The following is a 19,610-nucleotide window of genomic DNA, read 5'->3' as shown; positions in this document are numbered from 1 at the left end:
GTTCACTCCCTATGTGGTCAATTCTGGCACTCGGTGCTGTTGAACGCGTGATTCACCATGTGATTGATCTGGATGCGATTACCCGCATCCAGCTAAATGCTTTGTCTGGTAAAATGCTGCGGGTGGTGATTGCTTCGCCGCAGCTTTCGGTCGATGTGTTTTTTGATAAAGACAAGCTTCGTCTGGAGCCGACCGCGACTGGTCATAGTGAAGCATCTTCAATCTTTGAACAGCGTCCATTTGATGCTGGCTCATCTACAGTCACCGAAGCGACTGCAACCTTACAGGTCAGCAATGTGGTGGAATTACTCAAGCTGTTGCTGTCCGATGAAGTCGGTAATATTCCATTGCAAGGTGACTACAAGTTATTGCAGGAAATCCAGCGCATCATGCAACAGGCTGAGCTGGATCTGGCAGCGCACTTAAGTCCCTGGATTGGCCCGGCACTGGCACATGAAATTGGTAAATTACAGCGACTCCCCCAACAGTTGAAACGCACCCTGCAAAGCCAGCTGTTCTTTGCTGAAGATGCCTTAAAAGAAGACAGCGGTCTGTTTGCGCCACGCTGGCAAATGGATGACCTGAATCAGGACACCCGTATCCTGAATCAAAATTTAGACCGGGTTGAAGCGAAAATCCAGCAGCTTCAGACCCAGATCGACACCCCAAACAACTCTACTCAAGACTAGGTACGCCGCTTTATGATTCCGCATGTTTCACGTTTACTCGAACTTTGGCGCATCGCCGCGCACTATCGACTCGACACGTTGTTTCCTGCGGAAGAATTACCAGAAAAATCCCGGCATGTGCTGTCCCTCATCCGGATGCATCCGGCTGCCTGGTCCAGTCGTGAGCGTAAAAATCCGCTAAAGCTGAAACTGGCTTTAGAAGAAATGGGGCCTTTGGCGATTAAGCTCGGACAGCTTCTATCGACCCGTCGCGACCTGATTCCACCTGAAGTATTACAGCAACTGGTCTTGTTACAAGACCGGGTCAAGCCATTTGACAATGATGTGGCCAAGATGCGCATTCAGCAATCGCTCAAAGCCGATGTGAATACCCTGTTTGCACGTTTTGATACCCAGCCATTGGCTGCTGCCTCGATTGCACAGGTACATACCGCTGCCTTACATGATGGCCGGGAAGTCGTGGTCAAAGTCACCCGTCCGAATATTCGTCAACAGATTTTGCAGGACTTTGAAATTCTGGAATGGCTCGGTCAATTTCTGGAAAAACGTCTCGAAGCCGCGCGTGCCTTACATCTGTCGGAAATTATTCAGGATTACCGCCAGATCATTTTAAATGAGCTGGACCTGACCCTGGAAGCGGACAATACCCGCCGCATGCGCCACCACTTTACCGGCTCGAGCATGATGTACGTGCCGGAAGTGTATATGGACAGCAAAGATGTGCTGGTGGCTGAGCGCATTACCGGAGTACCGATTTCAGATATCGCGACCTTTGACCGACTCGGCATGGATCGTGCCGATCTGGCGCGTAAAGGCCTGACCATCTTCTTTACCCAGGTGTTCCGCGATAACTTCTTCCATGCCGACATGCATCCGGGCAATGTCTTTGTCGAAACCATCAATCCGGGCAATCCGCGCTTTATCGCACTGGACTGCGCGATTATGGGCGAGCTGTCCAAACATGACCAGATGACGGTAGCACGCATGCTGCTGGCGGTCATGAACAGCGACTTTATGCAGCTGATTCAGGTGGTACATCAGGCCGGCTGGATTCCACCAGGCACCGATCAGGATGCCTTGGCACGGGAAATGCGCCGTAGTGTCGGGCCAATGGTCTCTAAACCGATGCATGAGCTGGATTTTGCTGGCATTCTGATTGAAGTGATGGACATTGCACGCCGCTTCCATCTGGAAATTCCACCGCAACTGATGCTGTTACTCAAAACCTTGGTGCATGTCGAAGGTCTGGGCACTGACCTGTATCCGGAACTGGATATCTGGAGTCTGGCCAAACCGATCCTGACCGACTGGATCAAGGCGCAGATGAATCCGCAGAAAAACCTGAAAGAACTGGGACAGAAAATTCCAGATCTGCTCTTGGGTGCACAGGATCTACCGACCTTGATGATTGACAGCCTGAACGGTCTGAAAAATCAGTCAGCCTGGCATGCCAAACAGCTGAATGAATTGCAAAGCATGCGCCTGCAAATGGAGCATCAGCAAAAACGTAGCTGGATATTTGGCAGCATCATGGCCATTCTGCTGTCGATTGCAATTATCTCGCCGTGGTTTGTGTCGGTAATTCTGATTGTGCTGGCCAGCGTGCTGGCTGTATGGCGCATCGCAAAATAAGCAAGTTGAGTCAATCAAGGCCTGAGCAAGTTCAGGCTTTTTTTATCTCTGAAAGATCAGGGTGACTGCAAAGTCACCTTTGGGTCATTCTCGCCATTGGGTCTAAACCCGCATCGCTTAAAATAAGCACACATTTGGCTGCTCTGGGTTAGACCATGCTACAGATTTTACAAAAACGTGCGCCTGCGCTGACCATTCGTGCCGGTCATCTGGCACGTGAGCTGATTCTGAAAGAAGGTCTGCAACCCGAACAGGTCGATATTGTCCCCGGTGCTGCGGGTGGCCCAAAAGGCATCGGCATTCAGGGTCTGGATCAAGCCATTTTTGGCGAGTTTTTCTCCCGTGCGCCACAACGGCGTACGCTGGTAGGCTCATCCATCGGTAGCTGGCGCTTTGCCAGTGTCACTGCCTGGGGGGCCAAAACAGGTACTGAGCGTCTGGCAGAACTCTATACCAATCTCTTCTTTCACAAGAAAATGACCCGCCAGGAGGTCAGTGAGGTTTGCCGTGGCATGCTACTCGATCTGGTACAAGGCAAGGAAAATGATCTGGTCAATCATCCGGATTATCATCTCGCTGTGATTTCAATTAAAGCCCAGCACATTTTCCAGAGTGACAAGGCACTGCCTTTACTGGCTTCAGTTGCAGGTATTATTGGCACCACTGCTGTTGCGCGCAAACACAGCCGTCATTTTATGCAGCGTGTGATTAGTCAGCCTGTCAGTGGTGAGCAGTTTAAAATTGCCGAAGACGGTTTTACCACGCATTATCACGCCCTGACCAAGCAAAGTGTGTTGTCCTGGCTAATGGCATCGGCGTCTATTCCGGGGGTCATGGCGGCAATGCGCGACATTCCGGATGCACCGCAGGGTTATTATCGGGATGGCGGTCTGATTGACTATCATATTGACCTGCCCTTCCAGAGCAAAGGCATTGTGCTGTATCCGCATTTTACTGACAGCATTACTCCGGGCTGGTTTGACAAGTTATTTAAACGTACTGCCAATCCGGAGAATCAATCCCGCACCTTGCTGCTTTCACCATCGCAGGACTATTTGCAAAGTCTGCCTTTAGGCCGTTTACCTGACCGTAAGGATTTCACCTTGAAGGGCTTAGATCAGGCGGAGCGGATCAAATTCTGGAAAGCCTGTATTGCTGAAAGTCAGCGTTTAGGCGATGAATTTTTGGAACTGGTCGAGAAGCAAAATTTTGCTGAGGTCATGAAAGGCTTGTAATTGACCGAGAGTGCCCGATTATTTGTATAATTGCCTTCATTTTGTGAACTGTTGAGATTTATGCAGAAGTTTTTAGTGGTCCTGCAATACCTGTGTCTGGCCTTTGCCGTCTATCTGACTTATAGCGTGAGCATCTCGCTGTATAACCAAGATTTTGTCCTGATGGAGCTGGTCGCTGATATTGGTACGATTCTGATCTGTATTGACTTGGGCGTGTTTTTATTTAGCAGTAAAACCAAAGCAGGCATTAGCATGGAAGAATATGCCAAACGACTGGAACAGCCACCGTCGAAACTGGTTTATGTGACACGAAAAATGGGGCATCTGGGTATTTTGCTGATTATTACCAGCTGGATTGTACCGATGATCAATTCATAAAAATCAGATATAAAAAAACCTCCCGATGGGAGGTTTTCTTTTAGCAATTAAAGATTACTTTGAACCTTTAATGCCTGCTTGAAGTAGCAATGCACCCAAACCACCAATTTTTTGCTCTTGGGGTTTAGCCGCTTGCGGTTTCTTGCCCTGAGGACGCTCACCTTGCGGACGCGCTTGCTGTGGACGTTTGCCTTGAGGCTTACGCTCACCGCGCTGTTCATTGTTTTCACGACGTGGCTGACGTGGTGCTTTTGCCGGCGCTTCAGAACCTTCAGGACGCATCGATAAGTTCACACGATTACGTTCAGCATCCACATTCAAGACCCGCACTTGCACGATTTGACCCGGTTTCACCACTTTATGCGGATCCGCGACAAATTCATTGGCAAGTTCAGAAATATGTACCAAACCGTCTTGATGCACACCGACATCGACAAATGCACCGAAGTTAGTGACATTGGTCACCACACCTTCAAGCTGCATGCCTTCAGACAATTGCGCAACTTCAGTAATGTCATCACGGAACTTCGCCGTACGGAATTCTGGACGCGGGTCACGACCCGGTTTTTCCAGTTCGCTTAAAACATCTTTGATAGTTGGCAGACCGAACTTCTCATCTGCAAATTCTTCAGCATTGACCTGACGAATGATTTCAGTATTGCCAATGATATCTTTCACTGTCGTCGCTTTCGCTTCAACAATTTTAGATACAAGTGCATAAGATTCTGGATGCACTGCAGATGCATCTAATGGCTCAGAACCATCTTGAATACGCAAGAAGCCTGCTGCCTGCTCAAAAGTACGCTCGCCTAAACGTGGCACTTTCTTCAAGGACTGGCGATTATCAAAACGGCCATTTTCCTTACGGAATTCCACAATTTGCTGTGCAATCGATTTATTCAGACCTGCGATATAACCCAAAATCGCCGCAGATGCCGTGTTGACATCGACACCCACCGAGTTCACACAGTCCTCTACCACTGCTTCAAGGGTTTTCGCCAGACCAGTCTGATTCACATCATGTTGATACTGACCCACACCTATCGATTTCGGATCGATTTTTACCAGTTCAGCCAATGGATCCTGTAAACGGCGTGCAATTGACACTGCACCACGAATCGACACATCCAGCTCTGGCAGTTCTTGAGAAGCCAGTTCTGATGCTGAATACACCGACGCACCTGCTTCAGACACAGATACACGCGTCAGTTTAAGATCGCTATTCGCCGCCATCATTTCAGCCACTAAAGCTTCAGTTTCACGGCTTGCCGTTCCATTACCCACTGCAATCAGGTCAACATTGAACTCGCGGCATAAACGTGCCAGTTCAGCCAATGAACCTGCTTTATCATCTTTGGGTGCAAATGGATAAATCGTGCTGTGTGCCAGCACATCACCCGATGCATTCACCACAGCCAGTTTCACACCGGTACGGATACCCGGGTCAACGCCCAGAGTGGTGCGCGCGCCTGCAGGAGCAGAAAGCAGTAAATGACGCAAGTTTTCAGCAAATACGTTCATGGCTTCTGTTTCAGCAGCCAGACGTTTTTCAGTCAGCAATGAGTGTTCAATGCTTGGACGCACTTTGCCAAGCCAGAACAGTTTTGCAGTTTGCTTCAAGAAGTCCTGACGTGCTTGCGGCTGAATCGTTTCTAAATTGTATTCAGTCTCAATGCGTGCCAATGGTGCAGCATCTTCGCCATCCACTTTCAGGCCCAGAACGTTTTCTTGACGGCCACGCAGCATCGCCAATAAACGATGTGAAGGCACTTTGTTCAGGTTTTCAGAGAAATCGAAATAATCACGGAATTTTTTACCGACTTCTTTCTTTTCTTCAGAAGCAACCAAACTTCTCAGCACTGCAGTTTTGGCAAAAGTGGCTTTCAGTTCAGTGGTCAGCGCGATATTTTGTGCCCAGTCATCAATCAGGATGTGCTGGATCGCATCAAGCTGGCTTTCAGTATCTGGATAATCGTCATGGCTAAAACCGGCCAATGCGTCGCTTGGATCTACCGCTTCAGCAAAAATTTTCTCGGCGATTGGGCCTAAACCGGCTTCCTTGGCCTTAAATGATTTACTGGTACGTTTTGGACGGTACGGTGCGTAAATTTCTTCTAATGCATTTTTGGTTTCAGCTGCATTCACACGCGCCAACAAATCATCAGACAATTTATCTTGTTCTTTGAGTGATTCAATCACCTTGTCACGGCGCTCATACAAATCACGCAAGTATGATAGACGCGTATCGAGTTGACGTAATTGCGTATCGTCTAAGCCTTGCGTTACTTCTTTACGGTAACGTGCAATAAAAGGAACACTGGCACCTTCATCAATAAGCTTGATGGCAGCTTCAACTTGGTTTGGACGTACGGCAAGTTCTTTTGCCAACTGCTGAACTAAGTCAGTCATCGTGTTTGATCCCACAAGGATAAGTACTAAATGGCATGATTATAAAGACCGGGCCTATAAAATCCACCATTGTTTTTATTAATTTGTCTCAACTTTATATTATGAAGTGCGACAGTTTTCAGCTTTTCTGAATATAGTTTGCATGAACTTTGCTTTTTATGTTGCTCCAAATCATATTTTTTGTCCATTTAGATGTATATATTTGGTATCTATGTCTTGATTTTAACTGCAATATTTGGTGCTTTAGAGCATAGTCAATTAATATCAATGAATCGTATACTCAAAGCATATTTCATTTTTTGTTTATGACGACAATAAAGAATAAAGGAGCATCTCATGAGTTTAGTTGTACCTGCTGAAAAAGCCGATGCCGTACATACCGAAACAGACCGAGTCGAACGCATCTTGGTTGTTGATGATGATGTTCGTCTGCGTACCCTATTGCAACGTTTTCTCGAAGATAAAGGCTTTGTGGTGAAAACTGCACACGATGCCACGCAGATGGATCGACTTTTACAGCGGGAACTGTTTTCTCTGATCGTGCTCGACTTTATGCTTCCGGTCGAAGACGGTTTAAGTATCTGTCGTCGTTTACGCCAATCCAATATCGATACGCCCATTATTATGCTGACCGCGCGCGGCAGCGATTCTGACCGTATTGCAGGGCTTGAAGCCGGTGCGGACGATTACCTGCCTAAACCGTTTAATCCGAATGAATTGCTGGCGCGTATTCGTGCGGTATTGCGTCGTCAAGTGCGTGAAGTACCGGGTGCACCGAGCCAGCAAATGGAAGTGGTCTCATTTGGCCCCTGGTCACTGGATTTATCAACCCGTACATTGACCCGTGAAGGTCAAGTCGTGACTTTAACCACAGGTGAGTTTGCGGTATTGAAAGCTCTGGTTCAGCATCCACGCGAACCGCTCACCCGTGACAAGCTGATGAATCTGGCACGTGGTCGTGAATGGGGTGCCATGGAACGTTCGATTGATGTTCAGGTGTCACGTTTACGCCGTCTGGTTGAAGAAAATCCGGCGCGTGCGCGTTATATCCAGACCGTTTGGGGTGTGGGTTATGTGTTTGTTCCGGATGGTGCGGAGTAAATTAATACCTTGATTCATGACGGAGTCTGATGGTTTAAGCTCATTTATAGGGTTTAACCTGCGGTTCGCCTTACTTTTGTTTCGACAAAAGTAAGCAAAACCATTGTCATCCGCAAAACTCGACAACCTCCGTCATTCAAGCAATTCTCTCGCAGAAACATCATTGATCATCTTAAGTCTTGCCTCAAACAGTTGCGGATGACCTTAACGTGTATCCAACTACGGGGGAAGCCTCCCCTTTTGAGCAAAAGGACGCAGTGTGAAACTCGACCCCATCGACCCACAAAAATTTACCGATTTTGTTACCTACTCAGAAAAAAAACGCACCCGTGGGGAACGCTTTCTGGATAAGATCAAACCACGTTCTGCCGCCATGCGTACCACAGTTCTGGTGGTCTTTGTGGTCTGTTTCAGCCTGTTCATGTCTTTGTGGTTCTTCTGGCGTACCTTATTTTTACCTGAAATCCAGCAACATGCGCGCTATCTGGCCATGGAACTGGAAATTCTCAATAATCCCGATCTACGCCTGTATCATAAACAGCAGGAAGTCGATATTGATACCTGGTTAAAAAACCGCGTTGGTATTGAATATGTGACCAATCCGGCAGAGTATCCCACTGTTCGGGAAAAAGTGATTGCAGAATTTTTTACCCGGCAGATCGAAACCAAGCTGGCCAAAGAACTACGTATTGAAGAGGCCACGGTCTATTTCCAGTTTAAACCAAGCCCGCGCATCTGGATTCAGACCCCTGAAATGAATGGTCACTGGGTGCAAGAGCCTTTAAAGACCTATGCCAATTACAGTAATGAGCTGATTCTGGGCTGGTTACTGGGCACGCCGATTATTGTCGGTATTATTATCCTGACCCTGGTGCGTCAGCTGAACCGTCCTTTACGCCGCTTGCAGAATGCCGCCAACAGTTATAGCCGCATCGGTTCAGCACCCTATCTGGACACCAATCATGGCCCACTGGAAATCCGTCAGGTCAATCATGCCTTTAACCAGATGATTTATACCTTGGACCAGACCGAGCGGGAACGCCGCATCATGCTGGCCGGCATTTCACATGACTTGCGCACGCCTTTAACGCGGATTCGTCTCAGTGCCGAAATGATGCCCGATGAAGACTTTCTCAAAGAAGGTCTGATTTATGATGTGGAAGATATGGACGCGATTCTGGATCAGTTCATTTCCTATATGCGTGATGGTTCCGATGAAGAACCACAGGACACCAATGTCAATGTATTGCTTCAGGAACTGGTCAAGCAGTTTAAACCGCTCGACATCCGTTTCAGTCCGCAAGAAATACCGTTGATTCAGGCGCGCAGCATGTCGCTAAAAAGACTGATTGGCAACCTGATCAATAACTCGAAACGCTATGGTTCAGAACCGATTGAAATCTCTGCACATGTCGAGGAAAACCAGCTGTTAATTTGTGTTGCAGATCATGGCGAAGGCATTCCGGAAGATCAGATTGAAGCGCTGATGCAGCCTTTTGTACGGGGAAATTCAGCACGAACCGTCCAAGGCAGTGGCTTGGGACTGGCCATTGTGAAACGGATTGTCGATATTCATCAAGGTCAATTACGCATTCATAATCGCCCTGAAGGTGGACTTGAAGCCATCATCTCACTCCCCTTGAATCAGCTTAACCCAGAGACGCCTCCCCCAGCCACCACACTTGATAAAATCCGCCAAACACTGACTGATCGCTTTTAAGAAACGATCAGTCAGTGAGCAAATGATTTTGTAGTTTTTCTATACAATTCATTTTATATTTCATTAATTCAATCACTTAAAAATCATCATTTTTTATTATACCTACATTTAGCTAAAAAATTAGACCTTAGCCTAACACCTATGCACAATACATTTTTTGAGCGGTACAATCCGTCTCATAGTTTAAGAATTAATGAGAGTTAAAATGTCTTTAGATCGTATCCGTTTAGCCTCCCTACACAACAAAGTCATCAGTCCAGAACAAGCGGCTGAATTCATCAAAGATGGCATGACTGTGGGTATGAGTGGCTTTACTCGCGCGGGTGAAGCGAAGGCGGTTCCTTTAGCTTTAGTTCAACAAGCAAAAGCAAATCCATTAAAGATCACGTTAATTACTGGTGCATCACTAGGAAACGATCTAGACAAACAACTGACTGAAGCTGGCGTACTGGCACGTCGTTTACCGTTCCAGGTCGACAACACTTTACGTAAGGCGATCAACAACGGCGAAGTGATGTTCATCGACCAGCATTTGTCTGAAACTGTTGAACAAATGCGTAACCAACAGCTGAAAAAACCAGATGTTGCGATCATTGAAGCGGTTGCAATCACTGAAGATGGCGGCATCATTCCAACCACATCTGTAGGTAACTCTGCAAGCTTTGCAATCTTTGCTGAAAAAGTAATTGTAGAAATCAATACCAACTTAAGCCCGGCATTTGAAGGCTTACACGATATCTATATCCCGTCATACCGTCCAACGCGTCAAGCGATTCCTTTGACTCAAGTGGATGAGCGTATCGGGACACATGCGATCAACATCGATCCAGCAAAAATTGTCGGTATCGTATTCAACAATGACTTGCACGACTCACCATCTACAGTGACTGCCCCAGATGATGAGACGCAAAGCATCGCCAATCATTTGATCGCTTTCTTTGAAAAAGAAGTGGCTGAAGAGCGTCTACCGAAAAACTTAGGTCCATTACAGGCGGGGATTGGCTCAATTGCCAACGCAGTATTGACCGGTCTGAAAGATTCGAACTTCGAAGACTTGATCATGTACTCAGAAGTACTACAAGACTGTACCTTTGAATTGATTGATGCAGGCAAAATGAAGTTTGCTTCAGGTTCTTCGATTACCCTGTCTGCTAAATATGGCGAGAAAGTATTTAACAACCTGGAACAATACAAAGACAAACTGGTATTACGTCCACAGGAAATTTCGAACCATCCTGAACTGGTACGTCGTTTAGGTATTATCGGTATCAACACGGCACTTGAGTTTGATATTTACGGTAATGTGAACTCGACTCACGTCTGCGGTACCAAAATGATGAACGGTATTGGTGGTTCAGGTGACTTCGCACGTAATGCACACCTGGCGATCTTCGTGACCAAATCTATTGCGAAAGGTGGCGACATCTCTTCTGTAGTACCGTTTGCTTCACATATCGACCATGCAGAACACGATGTAGACATTCTAGTAACTGAACAAGGTCTGGCAGATCTTCGTGGTTTAGCGCCACGTGAGCGTGCCCGTGCAGTGATTGATCACTGTGCACACCCAATGTATCGTGATGCCCTGAATGATTACTTTGACCGTGCTTCTGCAAAAGGCGGCCATACACCTCATCTGCTTCGTGAAGCGCTGTCTTGGCATTCAAACTTCGAAGAAAATGGTCACATGCTGGCTGTTGAAGCTGCAGTAAAAACTGCATAATTGACTGCATTCGAAAAACGCCCTACGGGGCGTTTTTTTATGGGATTTTTATCTTTGTTGAATAGCCATAAGTAGACTCTCTGGACAAAATCATCAGGCTATCATTCATATTCTCGTCCAATCTTCATGCTGCCAATATGCTGTAGAAATCCCCTTCTGATGCTCAAGGACTTTAAATTCTGATTCTTCACCCTCATACTTAAACACAAGAGTAAATTAGAGACATGACATGCGCGTAGATATCTGGTCAGATGTGGTTTGCCCCTTCTGCTATATTGGTAAAAAACGTTTAGAAGCAGCTGCACAAGAAGCAGGCATTGAACTTGAAGTGCATTGGCACAGTTACCAGCTCGACCCTGAAGCACCAGTGCGCCAGGAAGTGTCCAATTCTGAGCGTCTGGCACAAAAATATGGTCGTAGCGTAGCTGAAGTCGAAGAAATGCAGCGTAATATTGCCGAGATGGCCAAAGCTGAAGGCATTGAATTTAACTGGGAAGGTGCCAACTCAGGCAATACTTTCAATGCGCATCGTATTATTCATCTGGCACAAAGCAAAGGTTTGGGTACTGATGCACAGGAAGCTTTCTTCTATAGCTATATGACGCAAGGCTTGGCCATTGGAGAGCGTGAAACACTAGAAGATGTCGCAGCACGTATTGGCCTGAATCCGGTCGAGGTCGATGACTTACTGGACTCTAATGAATTTTCTGATTTTGTCAAATTCGATCAGGAAGTGGCACAGGATCAGCTCAAAGTGACTGGTGTACCTTTCTTTGTTTTTGATCAACGTGTGGCCTTGGCAGGCGCGCAGCCTAAAGACGTATTCTTGCAGGTTTTTGAGAAAGCGCTGGAGACTGTAGCAGAAAATCCGGCTGAATAATACTCAACAGAGAGTTGCAATACGCCTAGGCAATCGAACTCAGAAAATTTATAAAAACATCCCCATTTCAGATGGGGATGTTTTTTGCCTGTCATTTACACTCATTGACTTAGTCGACCAGAAAACTAATTTTTAAATTTACACGATATTCCGTGATTTTATTTTCTTTGATGACCACCTTCTGTTCATTGATCCAGGCACCTTGTACATTTTTGATGGTTTCTGTGACTTTTTGAATACCGGTTTGAATCGCATCTTCAAAGCTTTTCGTACTGCTTGAATTAACTTCCACCACTTTTGCAATTGCCATAATGAAACTCTCATTGTAAACATGAATGAAAATCCATCTTAGTTCATTCCCACAGGATTGCAGCAGCGCGTAAACAAGCGACAGCAAAAACTTACATGGATTGAACAAAGCTTTCATCTGAGCAGATGAAAATCTGTTGACCTTATTTTGGCAGTTCATGATATTCAAATTTCCATTGTGACTAACAACCATAAAAGCCCCGTAAACAGCCGAAACCCAGACTAGAGCAAATACACTAATATATTGTTTTGTAGAATAATTTTTCTAATTTTTAGGTGCTGCTTTTGCCGAATCTATCATTTTCTATTCAGCCTTATTTGCTATGATTTCACCCGAATCAAGTTTAAATACTCTCCCCTCTGTTCAAGTTGTTGAACACCCTGATATTAAAGGTCGTCCCATGAATGCTCTTAAATTTGCTTTCGCAGCAACTGTTATGGCTTTTTCTGTTCAAGCATCAGCGCAAATGGCACAAGTGGTTTATCTGCCAGACTTTCCGGCAAGCAAAGCACCTGCTGAAACTGTAAATACAGAAACTGCAACGCCGGCAACTGAAAAAACTGCTTAATACCCAACAAGTTTTTATGCAAACAGGCTGATTGATTCAGCCTGTTTTTTTATATCGATTTAATTTAGCTGCTCTCTGAAGAAAATCTGTATTTTAAAAATTATCGATCATTTCATATTTTGTTATTTTCCATTGATATTGATCGCTTTTTTGTCATTAAATTTACTAGTTTATAAATATAAAACAGTTAAAATAAATCACTATTTCATGTGATCTACGCATATAATTGTAGCAATATAAAAATACTGATAATACAAAAGCATTGTTATGAACAGACTTCAGGCATTGGTGCAGGGCAAAATTTCACCTCAGTCCATTTCTATTGATTTTCTGATTGAAATGGCAGAACGCCATACAGATCCTCATTCTGCTGAATACAAATTAATCGAGTTGGCGCTGAATATGGTGCTGGCCCAAACTTTGGATAAAGCGCTAAAACATATCTAGAGATATAAAATGAACGCTTTAAAAAAAGCACACTTAGTCAAGGAATTACATGAATTGATCCAGCAACTGGAGCATCAGGCTCTACCTCTGTACGACGTGGCCCGTTTCAAAAAAAGAATTCGTGATATCTTTAATCTTTGTGATGAACCTATTTTTAAAAATCAGATTTTAGCGTTTAAAGCCCAGACCCAGCCTGAACTTGCTGCCTATCAATTTTCCGCCAGTACCCCCTATCATCTAAGTTTTTGTGGTTATTTCACTGAAATTCCAGCTCTGGAAAAGGCACTGTATACCCAGCCAGATATAGGCTGGGCAATTCTACATCATCCTGAGCGTGGCTGGCAGGTCTGGCTAATTCCGGCACCGAAGCATCCTGCACTAAACAGTGAATGGAATGAGTTACAACAATGTTCTATCTGGCTGTCACAGCAACAATTGACAACCGGTCTGCAAGCGGCTCCTCCATTGACTGTACCGGCCTTATCCCTGAATGAAGCAGAAGCCAGCTTAAAAGCGGCGGCAACAACTCGATATCATCGTGGCCGACAAAAAGCAAAAATCAACTCATTAAGCTTAAATCATTCAGATGAACCACACATTCAGATACAGGCCACGTCTGAGTATCTAGATCATCCATTACCCACTGAAACTGCGATTGTGCAGGAAAAAATTATTGTCCCAGAAGTGATCGATTTTCCCACCGAGATTCAACTGGGAGACGTGATTGCGCAGGTTCAGCCTTTGACTCCGGAAGATACCAATCTCCAGCGGCTTTGTGCTTTAGAATTGGAACCTGATGTCGGGCATCCAGCCTATCTGGATATTGTGCTGTATTATGCCGCAGAAGATCACTGGCAGGCACGCCAAGTTTATTTGGTGGAGCAGCTGAATCTGCAAGGCCAGTTTATTAAATATCTGATGCTTTTGGGTGCATCAAGTCAATTACAGGCGCACTATTGTATTGAGCATTGGTTGAGTCAGCATCAGTATCAGGCTGCTGCGATTAAATCGCTGTCGTGGCCTCAATTAAGTACAGGTTTCACGCAATTGCATCTGTTGTCAAAAGCCTATTTGCAACAAGCAGAAATAGTCTGGACACAACCCGATTATTATCCTTATATTCCGGCAGATTCGATTCAGAAACAAAAATTTATCTCATTTGAGGAAGCCCTTGCGGATTTCTCTACACCGATACTCTTATTGCAAGAACATCAGCGAATACGCGTGATTCATGGTGAAAAACGCCTGTCTCTCGCAGAGGATGAACTGGCCTATCCATCTATCTTGCTGCAACGTGATCAACAGCTAAACTGGCAAAAAATTCACACGATTATTTTAATGATGTCGCAACCCATTCAGGTCATGGAGCTTTATCAGGCAATTCAGACTCAAATCATTGAATAATTGCTGTTATTTTGTAGCTTTAACTTGCTTTTTATCGCTATATTTAAGAAAACTACAGCTGAATAAAAGAATACAAGAGTAATAAATATCTCATGCAAATAAATCGAATTACTCAGATCTTCCTGCTCTCTCTTGGCATGGGAATCAGCAGTAGCATGTCTTGGGCAAATTCAGTAAAAGATGCTTCTTCAGACCAGGAAAAAAACTCGGAGAGTGTTGAGCCGGCACGTTCAGGACTTCTGGATCAAATTCCGCGTTTGATTGATGCAACACCAACCATTCTTCCAGAGCAGTCGAATACCGCCATCGTCCCGCCAACGCTAGAAACGGAAAATCATTCATGGGCCGATCAGAAACAGAAAAGCATCCGAGAATGGGCAGATCGTACTGCGCATAAAATTGATAACTGGTTTGGTGAAACTGATCCGGATCAGCCGGCTGCCGCCACACTGCGTGTCATTTTGGATAATCGCTGGGATGAATATGAGGGCTATGAGATTAAGCCCCGTATCCGTGGCAGAATCAAACTTCCCACCTTAGAACAAAAGCTGAGTCTGGTCTTCGGTGATGACAGTCTGGACAATGAATTAGACAGTAATGTCGCGATTACCAATGAAAATCCGGCAACATCTGGAGATAAGCGTCTCGATACCAAGCGCGCACGCCAGGATAACAGCTCATTCGCCTTACGCTGGTCGGAATGGTCAGACCGGATTCCTTTTGAAACCGATCTGGATCTGGGTTTACGCTCCGGAGATGATATTTACCTGCGCGTCAAAGCCAGTAAAGATTGGACACTGGAAAATGACTACTTTTTTCATGCCGAACAGATTTATCGCTACGGGATTCAAAGTGAAAACTATTTGCGTACCAATCTGGAACTGATCCATGCCCGTCCCAATCAGGCATTTTTTTCCAATCAGCTCAGTCTGACCTATGCAGATGATCAAGATGATGATCTGACCTGGGACAACTATACCTTTAGGCAACATCAGTTTTTTCAGGACAACCGTTTTAGCTATGGTATTTATACTGGCGGTTATCTAAATGACAAGGATCTGCGTCTGAATCGCTGGGGACCGTATGTGTCCTGGAGACAGCCTTTTTTACGTGAATGGTTTTTTGTCCAGACCGACCTCAACTATCTGAATGATCATCGCGAAGATCGTGATCACTATGTTGGTGCTTTGGTGCGTTTAGAGGCATTGTTTTAAACTCAAGCGCGGTGCAAAGCTAAAAAATCCCTCCGTAGAGGTAATGCTGACCAGTTAAAGAGTTTAGAAATAGACTCTTTAATTTTTTAGTCATTCACGGCGGAGTATTAATGTCATAAATCAAATTCTTGTAAATTATTTGTTACTTTGGTTTCGCCCAAATGATAAGCGAAGCTTCGCAAGGAAGGCATCTTGCGGAGCAACACTCCTCACCGCAAAACTCGTCAGCCACCATCGATTAGTAAATTTGTCGCAGAAACAATCATTTTTAAATCTTGTGGTGCAATACACCTCATGCCTCAAACAGTTGCGGATGACTTTTCTATCTATCAGATATAATCATGAATTTGAAAAAGAAAATGCCAGTCAATTCCTTAACTGACTGGCATTACTCCGTAGAGGGATTTTTTAGCTTAGAGCATCATGTGTTAAGCAAGCAACAAGCTATTGATACGCTTCACATACTCAGCAGGATTTTCTGGTAATCCACCTTCTGCAATCACCGCCTGATCAAAGATCACATTGGCCAGATCGTCAAACTGCGCTGAGCCATCCAGTTTTTTCACCAAAGGATGTTCCGGGTTGATTTCCAGAATCGGCTTCATATCCGGTACAGGCTGACCTGCATCTTTCAGCATACGGATTAATTGTGGAGATAGTTCCCCTTCTCCAGTCACCAGACAGGCCGGTGAATCGACCAGACGCGTAGTCACGCGCACTTCTTTGGTCTTGTCTTTGAGTGAATCAGTCAGCTTCTCGACCACCGGTTTAAACTGGGCTGCGGCTTCTTCAAGTGCTTTTTTCTCTTCAGCATCCTGAAGATCGCCCAAATCAACTGCACCCTTAGACACGTTTTGCAACGGCGTGCCATCGAACTCATTCACAAAGTTCATCGCCCATTCATCTACGCGTTCGGTCATGAGCAGAACTTCAATGCCTTTTTTCTTGAACAGTTCTAACTGCGGTGAATTCTTTGCAGCATTCAGGCTGTCTGCAGTCACATAATAGATGGCTTTCTGACCGTCTTTCATGCGTGCTTTATAGTCTGCCAATGACGTGCTGACTTCATCATTGTTCGAGGTTGCATAACGCAGCAGTTTCAAAATACGTTCACGGTTGGCAAAATCTTCGCCTAGGCCTTCTTTCAAGACTGAAGCAAATTCCTGATGGAAAGTCTTGAATTTTTCCTGATCTTTTTCATCTTCAGATTTGGCCAGATGATCCAGAATCGTCAGGATACGGCGGGCATTCCCGTCACGAATGGTTTTCACATCGCGGCTTTCTTGCAGCAACTCACGGCTGACGTTCAGTGGTAAATCCGCACTGTCTACCACGCCTTGTACAAAACGCAGGTAATTCGGAATCAGGTTATCCGCATCATCCATAATAAAGACGCGTTTCACATACAGCTTGATACCGGCTTTTGATTCACGGGTGAAAATGTCATGTGGGGCTTTGCTTGGAATATACAATAACTGGGTATATTCAGTACTGCCTTCCACCCGGTTATGCGCCCAGGCCAATGGCGCCGTGAAATCATGGCTTAAGTTTTTGTAGAACTCGACATATTGTTCTTCAGTAATTTCAGACTTGCTCCGTGTCCAGAGTGCGCTGGCCGAGTTAATCGCTTCCCACTCATCAGTCTTGACATACTGGCCACCTTTCGGTGTTTCCCCTTCAGCTGCTTCTTCTTCCTGCCAGACTTCTTTTTGCATCTGGATTGGCAGGCTGATGTGGTCTGAGTATTTATTGATGATCTGTTTGACTTTATGGCTTTGCAAATAGTCCAGCGCATCGTCACGCAGATGCAGAATAATATCGGTACCACGACCTGCTTTTTGAATTTGTTCAACTTCAAATTCACCAGTACCACCACTGATCCAGCGTATGCCTTCAGATGCATCTGCACCGGCACGACGTGATTCTACCGTGATCTTGTCTGCCACAATAAAACCGGAATAGAAACCGACCCCAAACTGGCCAATCAGCTGGGCATCGGCCTTCTGGTCACCGGTCAGTTTAGACATAAAGTCTTTGGTGCCCGATTTGGCAACGGTGCCTAAATTATCAATAGCTTCCTGTTCGCTTAGACCAATTCCGTTATCTGAAATGGTAATGGTCTTATTCTCTGCATCAAGGCTGACACGAACACGTAAATCCGGATCATTTTCATAAAATTCGGGATGATTGATCCCTTCAAAACGCAATTTGTCACAAGCATCCGAGGCATTCGAAATCAGTTCGCGCAGAAAAATTTCAGGGTTTGAATAAAGCGAATGGGTCACGAGATGTAGTAACTGAGCCACTTCAGCCTGGAAACTATGTTTTTGTGCGTTAGACTCGCTCATTAATCACTCCTTTTATTTTAAATACAGGTCAATACTGTTGCCTATATGAATGGAGTGAGTTCCTCAATTTTCAATAGTCAGTGGTATATTTTTTCACAAGATATTTTTGAGCACTTGATCTGGCAGGGTTTTAATCTTTGCCAGACCGACTGTCAGACTTAATAAGGCCCAAGCTTATAAATGCGCTGAAACTGCAAGTCCAGTTGCTGTTGCCGCATATTATAGACTTGGTTCAGGCAAGAGACCGACTCCAGACACTGGTCGCGAAACTGCAACCATTTGACCTGATCGCGCTGAATCACTGAACGCGTGCCCATGGGAACCATACGCCGTAAGATATGATAGCTGGTACTCATTTTGACATCGGCATCATTAAGCAGACGATGTTCACAAATGGCTTTTTCGGTCACGGTTTCAGCTTTCTGACAATCAAAACTTGCGGCATAGGCAGGTGCGACCAATAGGCCGCAGAAGATCACAATACTCTTCATTAAAAATCTCATGCTGATCTTCCTTATTATTCAATTATTAAGTCGTATTCAATTAATATTTACTTTATTCGTTTTAATATATTTGAACATTGCCAATCTGCTCAATTTCAATAGGTTATAAATCGTTGTTATTTTGAAAAAAAAGCCTCATACAAGATGAGGCCTTTGGAAAATCAATCCAGAAATATGAAAGCTTAGAATTTATAGCTATAGCCGACTGTATATACCCAAGGATTAACTTTCAGCTCACCAATGTTCGTACCATTGAGCTCTAAGTCTGTTTCAACCTGAGCATAACGCACATCTGCATATACACCCCAGTTTTTGGCATCGGCTGGCTGGAAGTTGAAACCGATCTGGCCGGCTACACCATAGGCGACATCCGCCTCCAATTTAGCACCCTCAATTGCAATTTCTTCATCCCAAGGAACCACTACGGTTGCACCAATACCGACATAAGGAGTAAAGCGGGTTGAATTTTTAAAGTTGTATTTAGCGGTCACTGTAGGTGGTAAATGTTTGAAACTTGCTACGTTCTCCCCTACACCTTCAATGCTTACATCATGTTTAAAAGGCGTCGCCAATAAAAGCTCTACAGAAATAGGAGAGTTATCAAAAAAATATTCTACTGAAGGAGTAAAGCCCACCTCATTACTTACAATTGCCTTACCGCCTGCAATAATACCGTTATCATCATTTTGTGGCGCCAATACAGAACCACCGACTTTCACTTGCCATTGACCTGCCATCGCCGATGCAGAAAGACCCATTAATGCAATTAGAGCAACTTGTTTTAACATTTTAAAATACCCCACTGGAAGAAATAATTATTAAGAAAATAAATCCTAATTAATAATAAACACGAGGGAAAATAATATGCAATAAGGATTATAAAACTAATTTTTAATTATTATTTAACATGCTGATTTAAAAAATAATTTATTTTAAATTGACTAGATTGGTTGGTTTTAAATATCAAGTATATTAATCAGATAAACATGTATTTATTCAGAGCAAAACAATCAGGTTTATATTAATTTTTATTTAAACATATATTTTAA

Annotated in this window: 17 protein-coding genes; 12 read left to right on the top strand and 5 right to left on the bottom strand. The window is 44.7% G+C overall.

Annotated features, from left to right (window positions below):
* The first annotated feature begins 11 nt into the window (after window positions 1-11).
* From FTU95_RS13055 to FTU95_RS13040, 4 genes are all read left to right on the top strand, one after another.
* The gene (locus FTU95_RS13055) at window positions 12-689 is read left to right on the top strand and encodes an SCP2 domain-containing protein (protein ID WP_180078722.1); all 678 of its coding nucleotides are present in this window, start codon (window positions 12-14) and stop codon (window positions 687-689) included.
* A 12-nt stretch (window positions 690-701) separates the two neighbouring features.
* Window positions 702-2,321: an AarF/ABC1/UbiB kinase family protein gene (locus FTU95_RS13050; RefSeq protein WP_180078720.1), complete on the top strand. Its 1,620-nt coding sequence runs from the start codon at window positions 702-704 to the stop codon at window positions 2,319-2,321.
* A 155-nt stretch (window positions 2,322-2,476) separates the two neighbouring features.
* On the top strand, window positions 2,477-3,556 hold the full coding sequence (locus FTU95_RS13045; RefSeq protein ID WP_180078718.1) for a patatin-like phospholipase family protein: 1,080 nt from the start codon (window positions 2,477-2,479) through the stop codon (window positions 3,554-3,556).
* Window positions 3,557-3,616: 60 nt separating this feature from the next.
* The gene (locus FTU95_RS13040; protein ID WP_180078716.1) at window positions 3,617-3,934 is read left to right on the top strand and encodes a hypothetical protein; all 318 of its coding nucleotides are present in this window, start codon (window positions 3,617-3,619) and stop codon (window positions 3,932-3,934) included.
* 54 nt (window positions 3,935-3,988) lie between these two features.
* On the opposite strand, the gene FTU95_RS13035 is transcribed toward FTU95_RS13040, so the two are convergent.
* Window positions 3,989-6,343 (bottom strand): Tex family protein, encoded by a 2,355-nt coding sequence (locus tag FTU95_RS13035; RefSeq protein ID WP_180078714.1) that lies wholly within the window; start codon window positions 6,341-6,343, stop codon window positions 3,989-3,991.
* Window positions 6,344-6,679: 336 nt separating this feature from the next.
* Here FTU95_RS13035 and ompR point away from each other — a divergent pair, with 336 nt between their 5' ends.
* The 4 genes from ompR (at window position 6,680) to FTU95_RS13015 (ending at window position 11,767) form a co-directional block, all read left to right on the top strand.
* On the top strand, window positions 6,680-7,444 hold the full coding sequence (ompR, locus tag FTU95_RS13030) for a two-component system response regulator OmpR (RefSeq protein ID WP_004278590.1): 765 nt from the start codon (window positions 6,680-6,682) through the stop codon (window positions 7,442-7,444).
* Between the two features lie 259 nt (window positions 7,445-7,703).
* Window positions 7,704-9,164, top strand: coding sequence for an ATP-binding protein (locus FTU95_RS13025; RefSeq protein ID WP_100329320.1), 1,461 nt, complete (start codon window positions 7,704-7,706; stop codon window positions 9,162-9,164).
* Window positions 9,165-9,369: 205 nt separating this feature from the next.
* A complete protein-coding gene (locus FTU95_RS13020) occupies window positions 9,370-10,887 on the top strand; it encodes an acetyl-CoA hydrolase/transferase family protein (RefSeq protein WP_005095307.1) in 1,518 nt (505 codons plus the stop codon).
* Window positions 10,888-11,116: 229 nt separating this feature from the next.
* Window positions 11,117-11,767, top strand: a complete 651-nt coding sequence (locus tag FTU95_RS13015) for a DsbA family oxidoreductase (protein ID WP_180078712.1) — start codon at window positions 11,117-11,119, stop codon at window positions 11,765-11,767.
* 109 nt (window positions 11,768-11,876) lie between these two features.
* On the opposite strand, the gene FTU95_RS13010 is transcribed toward FTU95_RS13015, so the two are convergent.
* Window positions 11,877-12,077, bottom strand: a complete 201-nt coding sequence (locus tag FTU95_RS13010; protein WP_005095303.1) for a dodecin family protein — start codon at window positions 12,075-12,077, stop codon at window positions 11,877-11,879.
* Window positions 12,078-12,477: 400 nt separating this feature from the next.
* Here FTU95_RS13010 and FTU95_RS13005 point away from each other — a divergent pair, with 400 nt between their 5' ends.
* From FTU95_RS13005 to FTU95_RS12990, 4 genes are all read left to right on the top strand, one after another.
* Window positions 12,478-12,645, top strand: a complete 168-nt coding sequence (locus FTU95_RS13005) for a hypothetical protein (protein ID WP_171063334.1) — start codon at window positions 12,478-12,480, stop codon at window positions 12,643-12,645.
* A gap of 267 nt (window positions 12,646-12,912) precedes the next feature.
* Complete coding sequence (locus FTU95_RS13000) at window positions 12,913-13,092, top strand: hypothetical protein (protein ID WP_005095300.1); 180 nt, start codon at window positions 12,913-12,915, stop codon at window positions 13,090-13,092.
* A 9-nt stretch (window positions 13,093-13,101) separates the two neighbouring features.
* Complete coding sequence (locus FTU95_RS12995; RefSeq protein ID WP_005095298.1) at window positions 13,102-14,496, top strand: hypothetical protein; 1,395 nt, start codon at window positions 13,102-13,104, stop codon at window positions 14,494-14,496.
* A gap of 92 nt (window positions 14,497-14,588) precedes the next feature.
* Window positions 14,589-15,710, top strand: coding sequence for a hypothetical protein (locus FTU95_RS12990; RefSeq protein WP_005095296.1), 1,122 nt, complete (start codon window positions 14,589-14,591; stop codon window positions 15,708-15,710).
* A 428-nt stretch (window positions 15,711-16,138) separates the two neighbouring features.
* Here FTU95_RS12990 and htpG read toward each other — a convergent pair whose 3' ends face one another.
* The 3 genes from htpG to FTU95_RS12975 form a co-directional block, all read right to left on the bottom strand.
* Window positions 16,139-18,058, bottom strand: coding sequence for a molecular chaperone HtpG (gene htpG / locus FTU95_RS12985; RefSeq protein WP_180078710.1), 1,920 nt, complete (start codon window positions 18,056-18,058; stop codon window positions 16,139-16,141).
* A gap of 158 nt (window positions 18,059-18,216) precedes the next feature.
* Window positions 18,217-18,561 (bottom strand): lysozyme inhibitor LprI family protein, encoded by a 345-nt coding sequence (locus FTU95_RS12980; protein WP_005095291.1) that lies wholly within the window; start codon window positions 18,559-18,561, stop codon window positions 18,217-18,219.
* A 182-nt stretch (window positions 18,562-18,743) separates the two neighbouring features.
* Window positions 18,744-19,349: an OmpW family protein gene (locus FTU95_RS12975; RefSeq protein WP_034608816.1), complete on the bottom strand. Its 606-nt coding sequence runs from the start codon at window positions 19,347-19,349 to the stop codon at window positions 18,744-18,746.
* Window positions 19,350-19,610: the final 261 nt, after the last annotated feature.

This window comes from Acinetobacter sp. YH12208 (assembly GCF_013418055.1).
GTDB lineage: Bacteria > Pseudomonadota > Gammaproteobacteria > Pseudomonadales > Moraxellaceae > Acinetobacter > Acinetobacter pseudolwoffii.
This window is presented reverse-complemented; position numbering and strand designations above follow the sequence as displayed.

What these genes read in the sequence shown, in the direction of transcription:
- FTU95_RS13055 (WP_180078722.1), top strand. Translation starts at nt 12, where the DNA reads ATGTGGTCAATTCTGGCACTCGGTGCTGTTGAACGCGTGATTCACCAT.
- FTU95_RS13050 (WP_180078720.1), top strand. Translation starts at nt 702, where the DNA reads ATGATTCCGCATGTTTCACGTTTACTCGAACTTTGGCGCATCGCCGCG.
- FTU95_RS13045 (WP_180078718.1), top strand. Translation starts at nt 2,477, where the DNA reads ATGCTACAGATTTTACAAAAACGTGCGCCTGCGCTGACCATTCGTGCC.
- FTU95_RS13040 (WP_180078716.1), top strand. Translation starts at nt 3,617, where the DNA reads ATGCAGAAGTTTTTAGTGGTCCTGCAATACCTGTGTCTGGCCTTTGCC.
- FTU95_RS13035 (WP_180078714.1), bottom strand. Translation starts at nt 6,343, where the DNA reads ATGACTGACTTAGTTCAGCAGTTGGCAAAAGAACTTGCCGTACGTCCA.
- ompR (WP_004278590.1), top strand. Translation starts at nt 6,680, where the DNA reads ATGAGTTTAGTTGTACCTGCTGAAAAAGCCGATGCCGTACATACCGAA.
- FTU95_RS13020 (WP_005095307.1), top strand. Translation starts at nt 9,370, where the DNA reads ATGTCTTTAGATCGTATCCGTTTAGCCTCCCTACACAACAAAGTCATC.
- FTU95_RS13015 (WP_180078712.1), top strand. Translation starts at nt 11,117, where the DNA reads ATGCGCGTAGATATCTGGTCAGATGTGGTTTGCCCCTTCTGCTATATT.
- FTU95_RS13010 (WP_005095303.1), bottom strand. Translation starts at nt 12,077, where the DNA reads ATGGCAATTGCAAAAGTGGTGGAAGTTAATTCAAGCAGTACGAAAAGC.
- FTU95_RS13005 (WP_171063334.1), top strand. Translation starts at nt 12,478, where the DNA reads ATGAATGCTCTTAAATTTGCTTTCGCAGCAACTGTTATGGCTTTTTCT.
- FTU95_RS13000 (WP_005095300.1), top strand. Translation starts at nt 12,913, where the DNA reads ATGAACAGACTTCAGGCATTGGTGCAGGGCAAAATTTCACCTCAGTCC.
- FTU95_RS12995 (WP_005095298.1), top strand. Translation starts at nt 13,102, where the DNA reads ATGAACGCTTTAAAAAAAGCACACTTAGTCAAGGAATTACATGAATTG.
- FTU95_RS12990 (WP_005095296.1), top strand. Translation starts at nt 14,589, where the DNA reads ATGCAAATAAATCGAATTACTCAGATCTTCCTGCTCTCTCTTGGCATG.
- htpG (WP_180078710.1), bottom strand. Translation starts at nt 18,058, where the DNA reads ATGAGCGAGTCTAACGCACAAAAACATAGTTTCCAGGCTGAAGTGGCT.
- FTU95_RS12980 (WP_005095291.1), bottom strand. Translation starts at nt 18,561, where the DNA reads ATGAGATTTTTAATGAAGAGTATTGTGATCTTCTGCGGCCTATTGGTC.
- FTU95_RS12975 (WP_034608816.1), bottom strand. Translation starts at nt 19,349, where the DNA reads ATGTTAAAACAAGTTGCTCTAATTGCATTAATGGGTCTTTCTGCATCG.